The organism is Hymenobacter sp. (assembly GCF_036387835.1).
Lineage (GTDB): Bacteria > Bacteroidota > Bacteroidia > Cytophagales > Hymenobacteraceae > Hymenobacter.
On the sequence record NZ_DASVSY010000054.1, the window covers coordinates 1 to 16,271 of the forward strand.

Here is a 16,271-nt window from a genome sequence, read left to right on the forward strand (position 1 = left end):
GGCAAAGCCAAGCCCCAAGCCCTGTGCGCCGTGGCCGCCCGCCTCTTGCGCCAGGCCTGGGCCCTGGTCTTCCATCAACGCCAATTTGACCCGGCGTTTCATCTTAACCTTGTTTCTTAACACAGTTCATGCTGAGCGCAGGCGCAGCATCTCTACCGCTTCGTTGTAGCCGTTCAGCGAAGCGGTAGAGATGCTTCGACAAGCTCAGCATGACGTTTTGACAAATTCTGGCGACTTTCTAAACAGTTTTATTTCAACAATCAACCATTCAACAATCAGCAATCACCAACTAACAATCAACAATCACCCTATGAAGTTAATTCTAGCTTCTAATTCGCCGCGGCGTCGGCAATTGCTCACCGACCTGGGCGTGCCATACACCATGCGTTTACAGGAGGTAGACGAATCGTTTCCGGAGCACCTGCGCCGCGCCGAGGTAGCCGAATATCTAGCGGCGCACAAAGCCTCGGTCTACCGCGCGGGCCTGGCTCCGGATGAAGTGGTACTGACGGCCGATACCATCGTCTGCCTCGACGACAATGTTCTCAACAAACCCGCCGACGCGGCCGAAGCCGTGCAAATGCTTTCCCGCCTGCAAGGCCGCGCCCACGACGTATTCACGGGGGTGTGCCTGCTCGGCGGCGACGGCCGACAAGTGCTATTCTCCGACCAAACCCGGGTGATTTTTCGCGCCCTCACGAGAGCCGAAATCGAGTACTACGTGCGCGAGTACCAACCTCTCGACAAAGCCGGTGCCTACGGCGCGCAGGACTGGATAGGCATGGTGGCCGTAACCCGGCTCGAAGGCTCCTATTTCAACGTAATGGGCCTGCCCGTGCACCGGGTCTGGGACGAGCTGGTGAAGCTAGGCTTTGCTCTTAATGCTTAACCCCTTGCTTGCTGCTCCCGTACTTCCCGCTACTGTTTCCACTCCCGTGTCAACCCGGTTTCTGGTGGCGCTGGGGTTGTTTTGCTTGCTGATTGGCAGCGGGTTCCTTTTGCTGATTTTCGGCTTCACCTCCTACCAGCAGGTGCAGGCCCTGAGTGAGGTTACGTACCACGAAGGCGGCTACAAACACCTCGCCCTGGCCGTGACACCCACTACCTATCAACTCCTGCGAGCTGGCTTGGCAGTAGTAGCGGGACTGAGCGGCAGCTTACTCTTAATCTTGCGTCGCTTTCAAAACGCGGCTCTAAAAGAAGACGTGCACCAACTACGAGGCGAGATACAGCGCGCAATAATAGCTCTGAGCCGGGTTGCACACGGGTTGTCGGGGCTGGAGCGAGGCGTGTTTGTGGGCATGCTGACCTTGATTCTGACGGTGCGGGTGTGGTATCTGGTGGCCTATGTGCTCAACACCGATGAAGTAGCCTCTTACGACTATTTCGTGCGGCAGGGGCCGCTCGGCATCAGCAGCTTCTACCCTATCCCCAACAACCATCTGCTGTTCAATTTCGTCTGCTGGCCCCTATCCCTGCTCTCCAACAATGTGCGGGTCGTGATGCGCATACCCACATTTGCGGCGGCAGCGGTGGGCACTATCCTGGGCTACCTGCTTTTAGTACGCAGCGGTGGTTTCTGGGCGGCTACTATGGCCACCGGCTTGTTTGGCTTGTCGCCGCTGGGGCTGTACTATTCGGTAGCCGGCCGCGGCTATTTTCTGCAGATTACGCTGTTGCTGTTCGCCTTTGCGGCGACGGTGGCGCTGCTGCAGCTCCCAACGTATCGGCGACTAGCGTGGCTGCTATTTGTGGTGGCTAGCATCTTAGGGTTCTACACTATTCCTACGTTCGTATACCCGTTCGTGTCGTTGGGGTTGGGGCTGCTGCTGGGACTAGCCTGGCAGCGGCGGTGGTCGGAGTTGGGGCAACTGGTGCTGGCGGGAAGTATTGTCGGAGCAGTAAGCACATTACTCTACTCACCGGTGATGTGCGTGTCGGGTTTCACGCAGTTGGTAGGTAACCACTACGTAGCCAAAATGGACGCCACTGTATTTTGGCGCGATTATAATAAGTACCTGCGCTATTTGGCTGATATGCTCGCCGGAAACACATACTTGGGCTTGGCAGTTGGTGGCGGCCTTATGCTAGCGGGTCCTCTTCTAGTGCTGCTGCTACCGCGCCGGGCTAAGATACTAGGTGCATTGACATGGCTGCTGCTGGTAGTACCAATGGCTATGATGGCGGTGCAACAAGTGCTGGTGCCCCCACGGGTACTGCTCTATCTCAGCTACCTAGGCTGCGTTCTGGGTAGCTTGGTGACCTTTTCCCTCCTTACGCGCTTACGCGCAACAACTCTCTATCAAGCGCTGCTGAGTTTGTTGGTAGTACTTGCGTACGGGACGTATCAGTTCCAGCGGCAACTGGCTCCGCACCAAGTGGAAGTGCGCGAGGAAGAACAGATGGAAGCCGCTTACGCGTGGCTGACTGGTTGGGGAGGCCAGAAGATTTTGCTGGCGGCTCCCTCCTACGAGTTGTTTTTCCATCACTATGCGCTACAGGAAAACCGGCCGCTGCTGCTGCACTCCACCCAGGTCGCCAGTCAATCTTACGACTATGTCGTGCATGAGCGCCGCAACTCTGACCCACTGCCCGCCTGGGCGAAGCCGCCTCTCTACACCGCCGTCTACGAAAACGAATCTGTAATTATTTACGGACGTGAAATGAGGCAGTAAGTTGGTAACTTCAAACGCCCCGCAACACCTGCTACATCAGCCGAACCTGTAAGTCACCACTTCACCCATTTAGTGTCCACGGGCCAGTAGGGCAATACCGCTTACCACTAGCAGCAGCCCTAGTGCCTGGGGCCATGCCATGGCTTCGCGCAGCACTAGCACGCCCAGCAACGCAGTGAGTAGTACGGAGCCGCCCACTATGAGCGGAGTGCCTACGGAGGCTGGCGCTCCTTTGCCGTACACCACAAACGTCAGGATTTCGGCTACGCCAATGCTCACGCCGGCCAACGCGGCCAGCGTAATGCCCCTGGCGCTGACCAGGTGCGTTGGTAACCCACCTCGCAGATACAGCACCAGCAGCAACCCGGCTCCGATTAAAGCGGCCACCACTTGCAACACCACAGCCCCTATCATCTGGTGAATGTGGCCCGCCGCTGCCTTGATAAACAGGTTGTAAAAAGCCATACCTAGCGCGGCGCAGGCGGCTAGCTGCAACCAGTTCATGCTTCGTCGGCGTCGTGGAGGCGGCTTAGCAGGTTTTGTTGCAGCTGATGCCAGTTGTCGTATTCGTCGCCGGTGGCGCGCTGCTCTTGCAGCTTCGAGTTTTTCAGTACCACCTGCACGGCTTGCTCAGCCAACTCGCGCAAGTCGTCACCGTCGGCATCGAGATGGGTAATGGCTTGTACCAGGCCGGCAGGAAGATCCTGGGCAGGTTTGCCTAATATGCCCGCTACAATTTCGGCGGCGGCCAGGGCGACGCTGGCATCTTCCAGTTCCAGCTGGCCTTCTTCCTCGGCCGCCGTTGCCAGGGCTTCGTAGAGCACGGCCTCGTTGGGGTTTTCCAGAAAATCCTCGGCGAAATCAGCCGCCGCGTCGTTGTCGAATGTGTAGTAGCCCCAAGTGCTCATGCGAATTGGCTATTAGAAGGAAGATGAAGTAGTATTAGACAGCAGACGTGTGAGCGAGTAATTTGTTCCGACCACAGCAGTTAAAACAACAGATCACTCTTCGTAGTCCAACGAGTCCTCCTTCAAATCTTGCGGTTGCCGTTGTAAATAGTCTTGATACATCTCTTCCGTGGCATTGCGCTTCAAACGGTACAGGTAGATGTTGCCCCCGATGTGCACCACCATCGGTACAAGCAGCAACAAAGACAGCCAGAACCAGTGGCCTGATCTTTTATCAATTTGGTGGCGACGCTGCAACAGAGCTAGCAGCCAAAACCCCAAGAAAATGCTCCCGCACAATATTGTACTCAATAGAAGTTGAGTTACCTGCTTAGTACCCGGGATAGCCTGAGGCAAAGCCGACAATGGCGGATAAATAGTCCACCCTGAACTACCGCCATCTATTATTTGCTCCCATATCGGTTCAGTTATAAAAAGATAGGAGGCGATAACAATGAGAACTCCGGACCAACCCGCACCCAACGCAAAAAGCCAAGTAAAGCGCCATTTATTCTCCATGATACTCAATTGTATTACCTGAACTTCTCCTTTAACAGCTCAATCTCCACGGCCGGGGAAATCTTCTCGTAGAGAATATGATACGCGGCCGACGTAATGGGCATGGGCACCATGAGCTTGCGGTTTAGCTCGTAAATGCTCTTCACGGCGTAATATCCCTCGGCTATCATGTTCATTTCTAGCTGCGCCGACTTCACCGAGTAGCCGCGGCCCACCATGTTGCCAAAGGAGCGGTTGCGCGAAAACTGCGAGTAGGCCGTCACCAACAAGTCGCCGAGGTAGGCTGAGCCGGATAGGTCGCGGGGCTGGGGATTGAGGGCGTGCACGAAGCGGCGCATCTCCTGGATGGCGTTGCTGACGAGCACCGCCTGAAAATTGTCGCCGTAGCCCAAGCCGTGCGCAATGCCGGCCGTGAGGGCAATGATGTTCTTCATCACCGAGAAATACTCGATGCCATCGAGGTCGGGGGCCGGATTGGCTTTCACGTAGCGGTTGCGCAGCAGGCGGCAAAAGTCCTCGGCCAGCACCGAGTCGGGCGAGCCGATGGTGAGGTAGCTTTGCTTTTCCAGCGCCACTTCTTCGGCGTGGCAAGGGCCTGCCACCACGCCCACCTGCGCGTGCGGCAAGCGGAACCGGTCGGCCACGTAGTCGGTTACCAGCACGTTTTTGCCCGGTATCATGCCTTTGATGGCCGATATGACGCGCTTGTTGCGCAGCGCGTCGCGGTCCAGTTTGTCGAGTACGGCCTGCACGAAAGCGGCCGGCACGGCCAGCACCAGCCAGTCGGCTTCGCGCACTACGTCTTCCAGGTTGGTGGACGGAAATACGCGGGTCAGGTCGTGGGCCACCGACGACAGGTAGCGGGGGTTGTGGCGGGTGTTGCGCAGGTGCTGCACGTCGTCTTTGGAGCGCAGCCACCAGCCCACCCGGGCCCCATTCTCCGATAAAATCTTGGTGAGAGCAGTGGCCCAGGAGCCGCCGCCAAGCATAGCTATTTTTTCCAATTTCCAGGTGACAAGTGAGGAAGTAGCAGAGAACAGGTGACAGGACCGGCTTCTACCTAAAAGCTGATCTTGAACTCAAATGTGCGAAGTTTCTTTAACAGACAAGCCCTTGCCGCGCGAACCGACGGCAAGGGCTTGTCTTACTTTTCAGGCTTACAACACAAGGGAAGATGTTTTCTTTACACTCACCTCGTGCCAATAGCACGTTACTGGTCGCCGCCGGGGCCTTCTTTCAGGGCTTCTTTGTTGAGGCTCTTGGCATCCTTCACCACGACCAGCGCCCCGTCTTTCAGGGTTTTGGCCACGGCCCGGAATGGCCCGCTTACCACTTGAGTGCCCGCCTGCAAACCACTCAGAATTTCAATGTTCTGAAAGTCGCTAATACCGGTCTTAACCGGCGTCATAACGGCTTTACCATTGCGAACCACGAACACCACTTCCTGCACATCGGTAGCTTTGGAAGCTTGCGAGTCCTCGTCGGAACCGCCGCTTCTGCGGCTTACCGGCACGGCCGCCGCCTGCCCACCTTTGCCCGCGGTACTGTCGGTGCGGGTGGTAACGGCAGCCAGCGGCACGCTTAGGACGCCTGATTTACGGTTGGTGATGATGTCGACGGAAGCCGTCATGCCAGGGCGGAACGGCACGACGGTGCGGCCATTGGTGGTGCGCAGCAGGTGGCGGTACGACTCGGGCAGCAGCCGGATGCGTACCTCAAACTCGGTAACGGCTTCGGCCGTCAGGGCGTCTTTGGCGGTGTTGGCAATGCTGGTCACGAGGCCGCGAAACTTCTCGTCCTTGCTGGCATACGAATCCACTTCCACCGTGGCCGAGTCGCCGAGCTGGACGTTGATGATGTCGTTTTCGTTGACGTTGACGCGCACTTCCATGGAGTTCAGGTTGGCAACGCGCATGATTTCGGTACCTGCCATCTGCGAAGTGCCCACTACCCGCTCGCCTTTCTCTACGTTCAGCTTGCTTACCGTGCCACTTACGGGCGCGTAGATGGTGGTTTTGTTGAGGTTTTTGCGTGCTTCTTCCAAACCAGCCTGCGCGCTCTGCACGTTGCTTTGCGCGGCCCGAATGCTCTGGCGGGCGCTGTTTAGTTCTTCCTGCGAGGCATCGTACGCAGCTTTGGCGGCCTCGTAATCGGACTGCGAAATCACCTTCTGCTTGTAAAGCGAAGCGTTACGTCGATATGTCAGCTCGGTTTGCCGGGCGTTGGCAATCAGCTGCTGCAGCCGCGCCTGCGTCTGCCCCACGTTGGCCCGCTGCGAGTTCACGGCCGCCGACTGCTGATTAACCATTGCCTGGTAGTTGTCGGGGCGGATGCGCAGCAGCAGCTGGCCCTTCTTCACCGAGTCGCCTTCGTGCACATACAACTCGATAATTTCGCCCGATACGTCGGGCGAAATCTTCACTTCTGTTTCGGGCTGCACCTTGCCCGAAGCACTCACCTGCTCTACAATATTGACTGTGGTTGCCTTGGCCGCCGTTACTTCCGTACCGGCGGGCTTGCCTATCCATCCCTGCTTCTTTCCTACCACAAAGCCGATGGTCAGTATAACCAGAATGCCCAGTAGGATATATAATAAGCGGTTGTTCTTCATGAAAAAGAAACTGAGTGAAAAGTAACTGAGTAGCAGAGTAACTGAGTGCCCGAGTAAATGCCAAGCAAAAGTACTCAGCCACTCAATTACTCCGCTACATAGTTACTGCTTTAGAGCGCCAATGGCAGGCCTTGATAGAAATCCAACACCTTCCGCCGGAAGATGAACTGATACTTGTTTTGAATCATGGTTGATTCGGCGGAGGCGAGGTTGTTTTTCGCAATGTTGAATTCAGTGCCGTTGAGCAAGCCGTTGTTGAAGCGTATCTCCGCGTTGCGGTAAGCGGTAGTCAGGGCTTCCACCTGTCGCTTCGAGGAAGTGAACTGCCGCTGGGCCGCTAGTGCATCGGCGGCGGCTTGCTGAATGTTCTGGCGCAGCGTGAGGCGGGTTTGCTCGGCTTGCAGCTCGGCCTGCTGGGCCGTTACCTGGGCCCGCTGCACGTTGGTACGCGCCTGAAAACCATTCAGAATAGGAATGCTCAGGTTGAATTGCAGCTGACGCCCAAGGTTGTCTTTTACTTGGCTGGTGAAACCAGAAGGCAACAAATCTGGAATAGCTTGCTTGGGCTGGAGCACGGCAAATGTGGTGGGTACGGGCTGGCCGTTCAGATACTGCACCACCGGAATAGGTATTGCCTCCGTAGAGTCGCCGTTGAAGACCCGGGCCAAACGCGACGACGAGAAACCCGTGAACAGGCCCGCTGCAAACGTAAGCCGGGGCAGGTAAGCGCCCTTGGCGACGTCTACGCCCAACTTGGCGGAGCGCACGCGCAAGTCAGAAGCTTTCACGTCGGGTTGCATGCCAAGCGCAGTTTCGTAGATACTGGCCGGTTCGGCACTAAAGGGCGCTTCGTCGTCGGGGTCAGGCAGGGAGGGCATATCGATGCGGAAACCGGCTGCCCCGGCTGCGTCCAGGTTGAGCAGCTGCACCAGCGTAAGGCGGGCCAGGTCGCGCTGGTTCTGCGCCGTAATAACAGCCAACTCGTCGGAGGCAAGCTGCGCTCGGCTGTCGAGCAGGTTGCTTTCAGCTACCGAACCCGCTTTGAGCAGCTTTTGTGTACGCTCTACTTGCTGCTGCGTACTGTTGAGGCGGGTTTGGTTGCTGCGAATCAGCTCTTCGGCCAACACCAGCTGCAAGTAGGCCGAGGCTACGTTCAACGATAAATCGTTGCGCGCCTTCTCTACGTCGTTCTGGCTGGCCTGATAGTCGAGGGCGTTGCGCTTCACGGTGTTGCGCAATTGAAAGCCCGAGAAAAGCGTCAGTTGCGAAAACGCCGAGAAGTTGTTGGACCGGATCGTCTGACTAACGAAGTCGTTGGTGAGCGGGTCGAGGCCGGTACCGTAGTTCCAGGTCTGGCTGCCGTTCAAATTGGCCGTAGGCAGTAAGGCTCCCCGGCCAGCTCGTTGCGTAACGTTGCTTAGCTCCGAGCTCAACTGCGACTGCCGCACCGTTAGGTTGTGCTCAAGCGCATAATCAACGGCACTCCGCAGGGTGAAAGGTACCCCGGGGGCGGCGTTGGTCTGCATTAGCGCCCCGGCCGGGGGCTGCGCAGGCGTTGTCGTTTGGGCCGCCACAGGCTGCGTCAGTCCTGTTAACAGCGCAATAGTTCCTGCCAGGGTCAGCAAGCGTGGCAGCAGCATAGCAGTTGGCTTCATGTCTTTTAGTGCTTGGTGCTTTATTGGTGCTTCGTTGGTGGTGCTTCGGGCTTAGGTTGTCCTATTGCTATTCTGATTTGAGCAGCTTAAGCACGAAGCACTACCAACGAAGCACTAAAAACTAATCTATTGTAGGAATGTAGGTTACGCGGTGCACCCAGCTCAGCTGGCGCAGGTAAGCCAGTGTCACGTCTTTGATACTAGAATCCATTTCGATAAACTGCCGGGCGGCGTCGTTTTTGCCTTTGCGCGATACCAGCATGGTGGCAATGTTACAGTCGTCGTGGGCAATGACGGAGGCAATAAAAGCAATGGAGCCTTTGGCGTCGTCGGCATCAACAATGAGCGTGTGCAAGTTGCCCGAGAAGTCGGAAGGAAAGCCATCTACTTCCACAATGCGAATCACGCCGCCGCCCCGGCTCTGGCCGATGACCTCCACGGCTTGGCCAGTTTGCTCGTCGCGCAATTGCAGCCGGATGGTGTTGGGGTGCATGGTAGAGGCATTGCCGACGCTCTGAAACGTGTACTGCAAGCCCGCTTCCTTGGCATGGTCGAAGGCTTCGCGGATGCGCACGTCGTCGGTGTTCATACCAAGCAGCCCCCCCACAATGGCGCGGTCGGAGCCGTGCCCTTCATACGTGCGGGCAAACGAGTTGTAGAACGTAATAACAGCGTGGGTCGGCACGCTGCCTAGGATGCGAATAGCTGCCCGGGCAATGCGTACTACGCCCGCCGTATGCGAGGAGCTGGGCCCTATCATAACTGGCCCTATCATGTCGAAAATACTGCTTTTCTCAGCCATAAGACGGGGTAAAGGTATTAGATTCGACGGGGATACCAACAGACAAATACCGGTTCCTGCTCCGGCTGTAGCGCACTCTTCAGCACGACTAAACGTATAGATGCAATTGGTTTGACCGGGGTTGCCCGGCCTCTACCGATTCGTTGCCTTTTTCGTTCTTTGCGGCGGAATCACTCACCGCGCACCTAATCTTTCTATGCCTACTCCCGAGGACGAGTTTTCACCTGCCGTATGGCAGCAGTTGCGGCGCCTACAGGAAAGATACGCCGCCGACGGCCAAGATCTGGCTGCCTACTTAGAAGGGCTGTACTTCGCCGATTATATTAATTACTGGGACTACATCAACCTCGACACGCTCCTGAGCTTGCAACGCCCGCTCACCAAAATTCCCGACGAGCGGATCTTTATCATGTACCACCAGATTACGGAGCTGTACTTCAAGCTTTGCCTCTGCGAGTACGAGCAAATGGGCGAGCTGCAGCACCCAACCCTACAGGAAATAGTCTTACGCGTGGGCCGCATCAACCGCTACTTCGAGAACCTGATCGACTCGTTCGACGTGATGGTGGACGGCATGGATAAGCAGCAGTTTCTGCAGTTCCGCATGTCCCTAATGCCAGCGTCGGGCTTTCAGTCGGTGCAGTACCGCATGATAGAAATTGCCAGCACCTCCCTCGATAACCTGCTAGACAAGGAGAAGCGCCGCCTGCTAGGCGAGGCGGCCGCCCACGATGAACTGCTGGGCTGCATCTACTGGAAAGCTGGAGCAACCATTGAAGAGAATGGAGCCAAAGCCCTTACCCTCATTCAGTTCGAAGAAAAATACACCGAGCAGCTGGCTACCCATGCCGCCCACTACCACCACCGCAACGTGTGGAGCGTGGTGCAGCGCCTCCCCGAGGCCGACCAGCAACACCCGCGCCTACTGCGCCAACTCAAGCAGCTCGACGTGAACGTAAACGTGAACTGGCCGCTGATGCACTTCAAGTCGGCGGTGCGCTACCTGGAGCGGGACCCCACGGCCATTGCCGCTACGGGTGGCACCAACTGGAAGAAGTACCTGCCTCCCAAGTTTCAGCGCCGCATCTTCTACCCCCAGCTTTGGAGCGCGCAGGAGCTGGAAGACTGGGGTAAAGGCTGGGTGGAAAGTGTATTAGGCGAAGAGGCTGCGTGAAACTTGTATCTTTTTTGGGTTCGTTCTGTTATCTGTATGAAATTTTTTCTCTTAGGCGCTATGCTTTGCTTCCTATATGGAACAGCACATGGTCAAGAAAAGCCTGTACTGGTTACAGCCACAAATTATAACGGTACAGCTACTATTCTAGCAGCACAAAATAATGGATTTTGCCCTTATACAATCCTCCTGACGTGCGACTTAACGAACATGCGTTCTAGTGTGGAGCTACCGCTTAGGAAAGTAGTAGTGCCGTCTCGCGAAAAAGTTATCCTCGCTCGTCTCACTCCCGAACCCGGCCAAGCATATAAATACACTTTCAACTATCACTACTACTTAGGCAACACGATAACACCTCCTTCAACTGCAGCTTACATATATTCTTTGCCCTTTGAAAGAGGAAAAGAATACAGAGTGATTCAGGGTAATAACGGCACTTTCTCTCATACTAATAAGCAGGCAGTTGACTTTCAAATGCCTGAAAACAGCATCGTTTGTGCCGCTCGCGACGGTGTTGTATCAGAGCTTAAGCAAAACTCTGGTACTGGTTGTTCCGATCAAAGCTGCAAAGACCAGGGCAACTACATCATCGTGTTTCATGAAGATGGTAGCTACGCTACTTATTTCCACTTCCGTCAGAACGGCAGCCTTGTGCAACTTGGTCAGCGTGTGACCAAAGGGGAGCCTATCGGTTACAGCGGTAATACGGGTTGGACGTCCGGTCCTCACCTTCACTTTGAAGTAGATATACCCGGTGAACCTGAAAAGATTTCTGTACCTGTTAAATTTAGCGTTGCAGGAAAAAGTCTAGAGGAGTTAAAGCAAGGCATGTCTTACAAGAAATAGCTTGGCCACTCAATAAAGTAAAGCCGGGCTGCTCTTTGTTTAAAAAGAACAGCCCGGCTTTACTTTATCGAGTCGTCGGTACTACTTCACCGTAAAAGCGGCTTGCGTATTTTCCCAAGCTAGCGTAACGGTGCCGGCTTTATCGGCCGCAATGGTAAACTGCTCGACTAGCTGTGGCGTCTTGGTTGGCTTCACTTTCACGCGCAAGGCATCTTGTTTCTCGTCATACTTGAAGGCGCCCCATTGCTTGGCCGTCTTATTGAAGATGATGGTCCACTCCTGCTCGCCAGGAATAGTGAACAGAGCATATGTACCCGCCGGTAGGGCCTGCCCGTTGATCTTGACTGCCTGCTTGACTTCGAAGGTGGTAGCCTCATTGGCGCCCGTGCGCCACACTTTACCGTAGGGCTCCAGTTCCCCAAATATTTTTCGGCCTTTCACGGAAGGCTTGCTATACTCAATAGTGAAGTTAGGACCCGCCACAGTGGCTGGTGGGCTAGGTCGCTTCGACTTGTCTTCGGGCATTTTGGCTTGAGCAAAAGCACTGCCCGAAAGAAGCACGGCCCACATGAAAAGCAACAGGAACTTGAAGGACTGGTTACGCATAAGTGTTGTGTGGAAGAGTTGGGTAGAAGTGAACAAAAGTGATATACTGAGGTCATAGACTCCGTTTTCTTGACGAAGTTGTACGCTTGTCCTTGACCAGGCAAATAACCTGCCACGCTACAAGAGTTTACTTGTTCTTCTATTGCGAGAAGCGAACGAAGATACTAGTATGCAACAATAGAACTACCTCAATACGCTACACTGTGAACCCTAAAGGAGAGCAGCCTGCCGCATGAGAAGCCCACCAGACAGCTTGTTTGTAGACAGGAATTTATGCTACCAAACACTACTGGGCCTGTAATCAACAAGTTACATAGGTTATTGCTATATACTGAACCTTTTTAGCTTTACCTCCGGTTTATGGTGCCAGCAATTCACCTTACTGGCTTTGCCTGTTGCAAAATGGACCAGCAGTATTATCCTGACTTAAACGCACGTTTGGAAAAATCATTTGAGGAAGCCGACAAGGCTCGGGAAATGCTGACCGAATCAATGGCCAATGCCGTTGCCACCAACTGCGACCTGTTGCACCACGGCCTCGTCAGCGCCAAGGGGCTTGAAGTCACTACCGAGATGTACCGCTACATGCTGGGCAAACTATTGCGCAACAGTTCCGGTGAAGTGCGGGCTCAGGTGCTGGAGTTTTTCAACCAGTCGATGGAGAAGTTTTGGCCGCGCAAGAAAGCGGATGGCTCTGGCCTGGTCGAAGAGCCGGTTGAATAACAGGCAAATTCTGCTAGCTGGCCGTTATTATTTATAGTATATAGGCGCTTCAAGCTAACTAGGCTTTGCAGCAGCGTAGCAAGAAGCTGGCCTATACCCGTTCATCTTAAGTAGCTACTTCAGTAAGGAGAGCGAAGTTTGCGTCGTATCTTTACGACACCTTATATAGTATGTAGTACTGGTTAAAAGGATAACCACCTTTCACCGTTTTCATGTCTGATTTCAAACAAGAAGTCGAGGTACTGCTGCCGCCAGCAGTAGCCTACGATGAATTCGAGCGCTACCGTGCGCTGCTTACCGCCGCGGGCCTGGCACCCGGCGAGGCCGATTTCGTGCATCTACGTAAACGCTCTATCGACGCCCGCGGCCGACAGCCACTGGTGCGGCTACGCGCCGACATCTACCGAACGTCTCCACCCGCCGAGTTGTTTGGCCCCTGGTTTCAGTACCCGGATGTGCGTCAGGCAAAGCGCTCCGTCTTGATTGTAGGTGCGGGACCGGCTGGCTTATTTGCGGCCCTGCGCGCCATCGAACTTGGTATTCGGCCCATAGTACTTGAGCGGGGCAAGGATGTACGTACCCGTCGCCGCGACTTAGCCGCGCTCAATAAAGAACATCTGGTTAATCCCGATTCCAACTACTGCTTTGGCGAGGGCGGCGCTGGCACCTACTCCGACGGAAAGCTTTACACTCGCGCCACCAAACGCGGCGACGTAGGGCGGATATTACGCCTGCTGGTGCAGCACGGCGCCACCCCCGATATTCTGGTTGACGCGCACCCGCACATCGGTACCAACAAGTTACCCATGGTAGTAGCGGCCCTGCGCGATAGTATCCGCCTAGCTGGCGGGGAAGTGCGTTTCGATACTCGGGTTACGGATTTAGTGCTGGAGAACAACCGATTGCACGGCGTAGTAACGGCCGCAGGCGAAGCCCTCGAAGCCGATGCCGTTATCTTAGCTACCGGTCATTCCGCCCGCGACATTTATGAGCTGCTCGACCGCCGCGGCGTGTTTATCGAAGCCAAGCCGTTTGCGCTAGGAGTGCGCGTAGAGCATCAGCAGCAGTTAATCGATCAAGCGCAGTACCGTTTGCCTGATCGGGGCCAGTTGCCAGCCGCTTCTTACTCGCTGGTACATCAAACGCAGTGGCAAGGCCAGCAACGAGGCGTATTTTCGTTTTGCATGTGCCCAGGTGGCTTTATTGTGCCGGCCGCTACCGCCCCTGGCGAAGTGGTAGTAAACGGCATGAGCCCTAGCCGCCGTGATTCGCGCTTTGCTAACTCTGGTATTGTGGCGGCTATCGAACTGGAAGATATGGACGTGCGCCAACACGGAGCGCTGGCGGGCCTACGACTTCAAGAGCAGATAGAGCAGCGTGCCTGCCAACTAGCCGGCAACACCCAGTTAGCACCGGCTCAGCGGTTGGGCGACTTTCTAAAGAAAAAAACGTCTTCGGAACTACTGGACACCAGCTACCAGCCCGGGCTCGTCGCCCTTTCCATGGATGATGTTCTGGGGACGGGCTTAGCCGAGCGGCTGCGCCAAGGGTTCCGTGATTTCGGCCAGAAGATTCCGGGCTACGCTACCAACGCTGCGCAGATTGTGGGCGTTGAAAGCCGCACGTCTTCGCCCGTGCGCATTCCTCGCGACCGGGATACGCTGGAGCATCCGCAGATAAAGGGCTTATTTCCTTGTGGCGAAGGCGCCGGTTATGCGGGTGGGATTGTATCAGCAGCCATGGATGGGGAGCGTTGTGCGGAAGCAGCCTTTAAGAGCTTCTAGCAGCTTTTCCGTTGTTAGAAGTGTTATTTCGTATAACTAGGGCTCTTCTACCCTGCTTCGTTTACTTGATCTTGCTGGTTTCGAATGGAATCAGCAACTAGAAATTCAACACTCATGAAAAAGACTCTTGTGCTCGGCGCCAGCGACAATCCGGCTCGTTATTCCTTCCGAGCTGTGCATCAACTCATCAAACACGGACATGAAGTAGTGCCCGTAGGCATTCGCAAAGGGCAAGTAGCTGGCTACGACATCCGCACTGATCGGCCGGCCGCAACAGCCGTTGATACCGTTACATTATATGTAGGCCCACAAAACCAACCCGCTTGGTACGACTACATCCTGGATTTGCAGCCAAAGCGCATCATCTTCAACCCAGGCACTGAAAACCCGGAGTTGGAGCGTATGGCCCAGGAGCGGGGTATCAGAACGGAAGAGGGTTGCACTCTCGTAATGCTTTCGGTAGGACAATATTAATTTTTTCAGATACACTAACTGCCCCCGATCTATAACTTATAGGTCGGGGCAGTTTAGATATACAAGAGGCCATCACCTGCCAATGATCGATAAGTAGTGTAAGAAGTGCCCCTACTTAAGCGCTAGCTCAAAAAAAATCGCTATTTTCTAAATTAATTTATACTATGGATAGTACTATGAAATCGATTTACATCTATTAAGAGTGCAATAAGAACCACTTCAGTGCTGATTTGCGAAGTTGTTAGTGGAGTTTTTTTAGATAAGTTTGAAACCATTACTAGGAGGCGACGTTTAGGGTGCTGGTTCCTTGACGCACTTCTCGCATTTACTTAATATAATAATAATTTTGACTTTTCCAATAAAGCCCTGGTTATATTTATAAAAGATCAAAGATCAGTGTATTCCATTTTTCGTCCCAAGGAGTTTCTTCTTACTTTTATAACACCTTACGGTCTCTGCGCATGTTAACTTCAGAGATTTGCCAACCACGCCGCTCCTCTTCTGAACCCGCCCAAATGTCCAGCATTTATGAACACAAAAGGCGAAAAGGTATGTCACACCACACTACGTCCCATCAAGTGCACAACCGCGTCAACGACGTGGTAAAGCGTGCTTTTGACTTGTGCTTTGCCTCCCTCGTGCTTATTCTGCTACTTAGCTGGTTGGTACCCCTAATAGCATTGCTTATAAAAGTTGATTCTAGAGGTCCTGTCTTCTTCAAACAGCTCCGCACCGGCAAAGGCGGCAAGCCTTTCTACTGCATCAAGTTCCGCAGCATGCGAATCAATGCCGATTCCGACTCCCGGCAAGCTAGCCGTGATGATAATCGGATAACCAAGCTGGGAGCTTTCATGCGCAAAACCAGTATCGACGAGTTACCACAGTTCCTCAATGTCCTCAAGGGCGAGATGTCGGTGGTAGGTCCGCGCCCCCATATGCTGCGCCACACCGAGGACTACTCGAGGGTGATTGCGAATTTTATGGAGCGTCACATGGTTACTCCTGGTATTACTGGTTGGGCGCAAGTGGAAGGTCACCGAGGTGAAACCAAGGAAACTGCTGCAATGGAAAAACGCGTAAACGCCGATATCCACTACATCAAGAACTGGTCGTTTCTCCTGGACTTGAAAATTGTAGCGCTTACGGTTCGCCAAGCGATAAGAGGTAATGAAAATGCCTTCTAAAAAGAAGGCATAGCATTGTTCTTGAAACGAGTGACTGCACGTGTTACTCTTCTCCATACTGCCTTCTCAAGGCTTTTAGCTCAGAAGTCAGGTTATCCAACTTCAGCAACAACGCTGCCGCAGCTTGGCCATAAGGGCCACTACTATTAGTCCAGGCCAGAAACTGTTGAATCTCCTGCCGTGCGAAGAATGCCATAGTGACGGCATTTTCTAAAAATTCTTCCTCGGGTTCCATAACCATTTAAAAACGCAATATCCAGCACCAGAGGGT

At 54.4% G+C, this 16,271-nt stretch carries 17 protein-coding genes; 8 read left to right on the plus strand and 9 right to left on the minus strand.

Translation table 11 applies throughout. The features are described from left to right. Positions 1 to 310 precede the first annotated feature (310 nt). Positions 311 to 889 (plus strand): Maf family nucleotide pyrophosphatase, encoded by a 579-nt coding sequence (locus VF639_RS10750; protein WP_331145904.1) that lies wholly within the window; start codon positions 311 to 313, stop codon positions 887 to 889. A gap of 4 nt (positions 890 to 893) precedes the next feature. Further along, the gene (locus VF639_RS10755) at positions 894 to 2,675 is read left to right on the plus strand and encodes a hypothetical protein (RefSeq protein WP_331145905.1); all 1,782 of its coding nucleotides are present in this window, start codon (positions 894 to 896) and stop codon (positions 2,673 to 2,675) included. 69 nt (positions 2,676 to 2,744) lie between these two features. Here the strand turns inward: VF639_RS10755 and VF639_RS10760 are convergent, their stop codons facing one another. The 7 genes from VF639_RS10760 to sdaAB form a co-directional block, all read right to left on the minus strand. Further along, positions 2,745 to 3,179 carry an EamA family transporter gene (locus VF639_RS10760; protein ID WP_331145906.1) on the minus strand — a complete coding sequence of 145 codons (435 nt, stop codon included), beginning with the start codon at positions 3,177 to 3,179 and terminating at the stop codon, positions 2,745 to 2,747. After that, positions 3,176 to 3,583 carry a DUF4259 domain-containing protein gene (locus tag VF639_RS10765; RefSeq protein ID WP_331145907.1) on the minus strand — a complete coding sequence of 136 codons (408 nt, stop codon included), beginning with the start codon at positions 3,581 to 3,583 and terminating at the stop codon, positions 3,176 to 3,178. Before VF639_RS10765 ends, VF639_RS10760 begins: the two co-directional genes overlap by 4 nt. Before the next feature lie 93 nt (positions 3,584 to 3,676). Continuing rightward, positions 3,677 to 3,826: a hypothetical protein gene (locus VF639_RS10770; RefSeq protein WP_331145908.1), complete on the minus strand. Its 150-nt coding sequence runs from the start codon at positions 3,824 to 3,826 to the stop codon at positions 3,677 to 3,679. Between the two features lie 329 nt (positions 3,827 to 4,155). Further along, on the minus strand, positions 4,156 to 5,145 hold the full coding sequence (locus VF639_RS10775) for an NAD(P)H-dependent glycerol-3-phosphate dehydrogenase (RefSeq protein WP_331145909.1): 990 nt from the start codon (positions 5,143 to 5,145) through the stop codon (positions 4,156 to 4,158). A gap of 206 nt (positions 5,146 to 5,351) precedes the next feature. Further along, complete coding sequence (locus tag VF639_RS10780; protein ID WP_331145910.1) at positions 5,352 to 6,752, minus strand: efflux RND transporter periplasmic adaptor subunit; 1,401 nt, start codon at positions 6,750 to 6,752, stop codon at positions 5,352 to 5,354. 110 nt (positions 6,753 to 6,862) lie between these two features. Then, complete coding sequence (locus VF639_RS10785) at positions 6,863 to 8,407, minus strand: TolC family protein (protein WP_331145911.1); 1,545 nt, start codon at positions 8,405 to 8,407, stop codon at positions 6,863 to 6,865. A gap of 121 nt (positions 8,408 to 8,528) precedes the next feature. Further along, the gene (sdaAB, locus tag VF639_RS10790; RefSeq protein WP_331145912.1) at positions 8,529 to 9,209 is read right to left on the minus strand and encodes an L-serine ammonia-lyase, iron-sulfur-dependent subunit beta; all 681 of its coding nucleotides are present in this window, start codon (positions 9,207 to 9,209) and stop codon (positions 8,529 to 8,531) included. A 196-nt stretch (positions 9,210 to 9,405) separates the two neighbouring features. Between sdaAB and VF639_RS10795 the strand changes: the two genes are divergently transcribed. Both VF639_RS10795 and VF639_RS10800 read left to right on the plus strand, forming a co-directional pair. After that, entirely contained in the window at positions 9,406 to 10,383 is a 978-nt protein-coding gene (locus tag VF639_RS10795; RefSeq protein ID WP_331145913.1) for a tryptophan 2,3-dioxygenase family protein, read from the plus strand. A gap of 36 nt (positions 10,384 to 10,419) precedes the next feature. Continuing rightward, positions 10,420 to 11,229, plus strand: coding sequence for a M23 family metallopeptidase (locus tag VF639_RS10800; RefSeq protein WP_331145914.1), 810 nt, complete (start codon positions 10,420 to 10,422; stop codon positions 11,227 to 11,229). 81 nt (positions 11,230 to 11,310) lie between these two features. Here the strand turns inward: VF639_RS10800 and VF639_RS10805 are convergent, their stop codons facing one another. Beyond that, positions 11,311 to 11,835, minus strand: a complete 525-nt coding sequence (locus tag VF639_RS10805) for a DUF2911 domain-containing protein (RefSeq protein ID WP_331145915.1) — start codon at positions 11,833 to 11,835, stop codon at positions 11,311 to 11,313. Positions 11,836 to 12,237: 402 nt separating this feature from the next. Here VF639_RS10805 and VF639_RS10810 point away from each other — a divergent pair, with 402 nt between their 5' ends. The 4 genes from VF639_RS10810 to VF639_RS10825 all read left to right on the plus strand — a co-directional run bounded on the left by VF639_RS10810 (position 12,238) and on the right by VF639_RS10825 (position 16,000). Then, positions 12,238 to 12,558, plus strand: a complete 321-nt coding sequence (locus VF639_RS10810) for a hypothetical protein (RefSeq protein WP_331145916.1) — start codon at positions 12,238 to 12,240, stop codon at positions 12,556 to 12,558. A gap of 212 nt (positions 12,559 to 12,770) precedes the next feature. After that, on the plus strand, positions 12,771 to 14,342 hold the full coding sequence (locus VF639_RS10815; protein ID WP_331145917.1) for an NAD(P)/FAD-dependent oxidoreductase: 1,572 nt from the start codon (positions 12,771 to 12,773) through the stop codon (positions 14,340 to 14,342). A gap of 114 nt (positions 14,343 to 14,456) precedes the next feature. After that, entirely contained in the window at positions 14,457 to 14,816 is a 360-nt protein-coding gene (locus VF639_RS10820; RefSeq protein ID WP_331145918.1) for a CoA-binding protein, read from the plus strand. Between the two features lie 551 nt (positions 14,817 to 15,367). Then, positions 15,368 to 16,000: an exopolysaccharide biosynthesis polyprenyl glycosylphosphotransferase gene (locus VF639_RS10825; RefSeq protein ID WP_331145919.1), complete on the plus strand. Its 633-nt coding sequence runs from the start codon at positions 15,368 to 15,370 to the stop codon at positions 15,998 to 16,000. Between the two features lie 43 nt (positions 16,001 to 16,043). Here the strand turns inward: VF639_RS10825 and VF639_RS10830 are convergent, their stop codons facing one another. Then, complete coding sequence (locus VF639_RS10830; protein ID WP_331145920.1) at positions 16,044 to 16,235, minus strand: hypothetical protein; 192 nt, start codon at positions 16,233 to 16,235, stop codon at positions 16,044 to 16,046. Between the last annotated feature and the right edge of the window lie 36 nt (positions 16,236 to 16,271).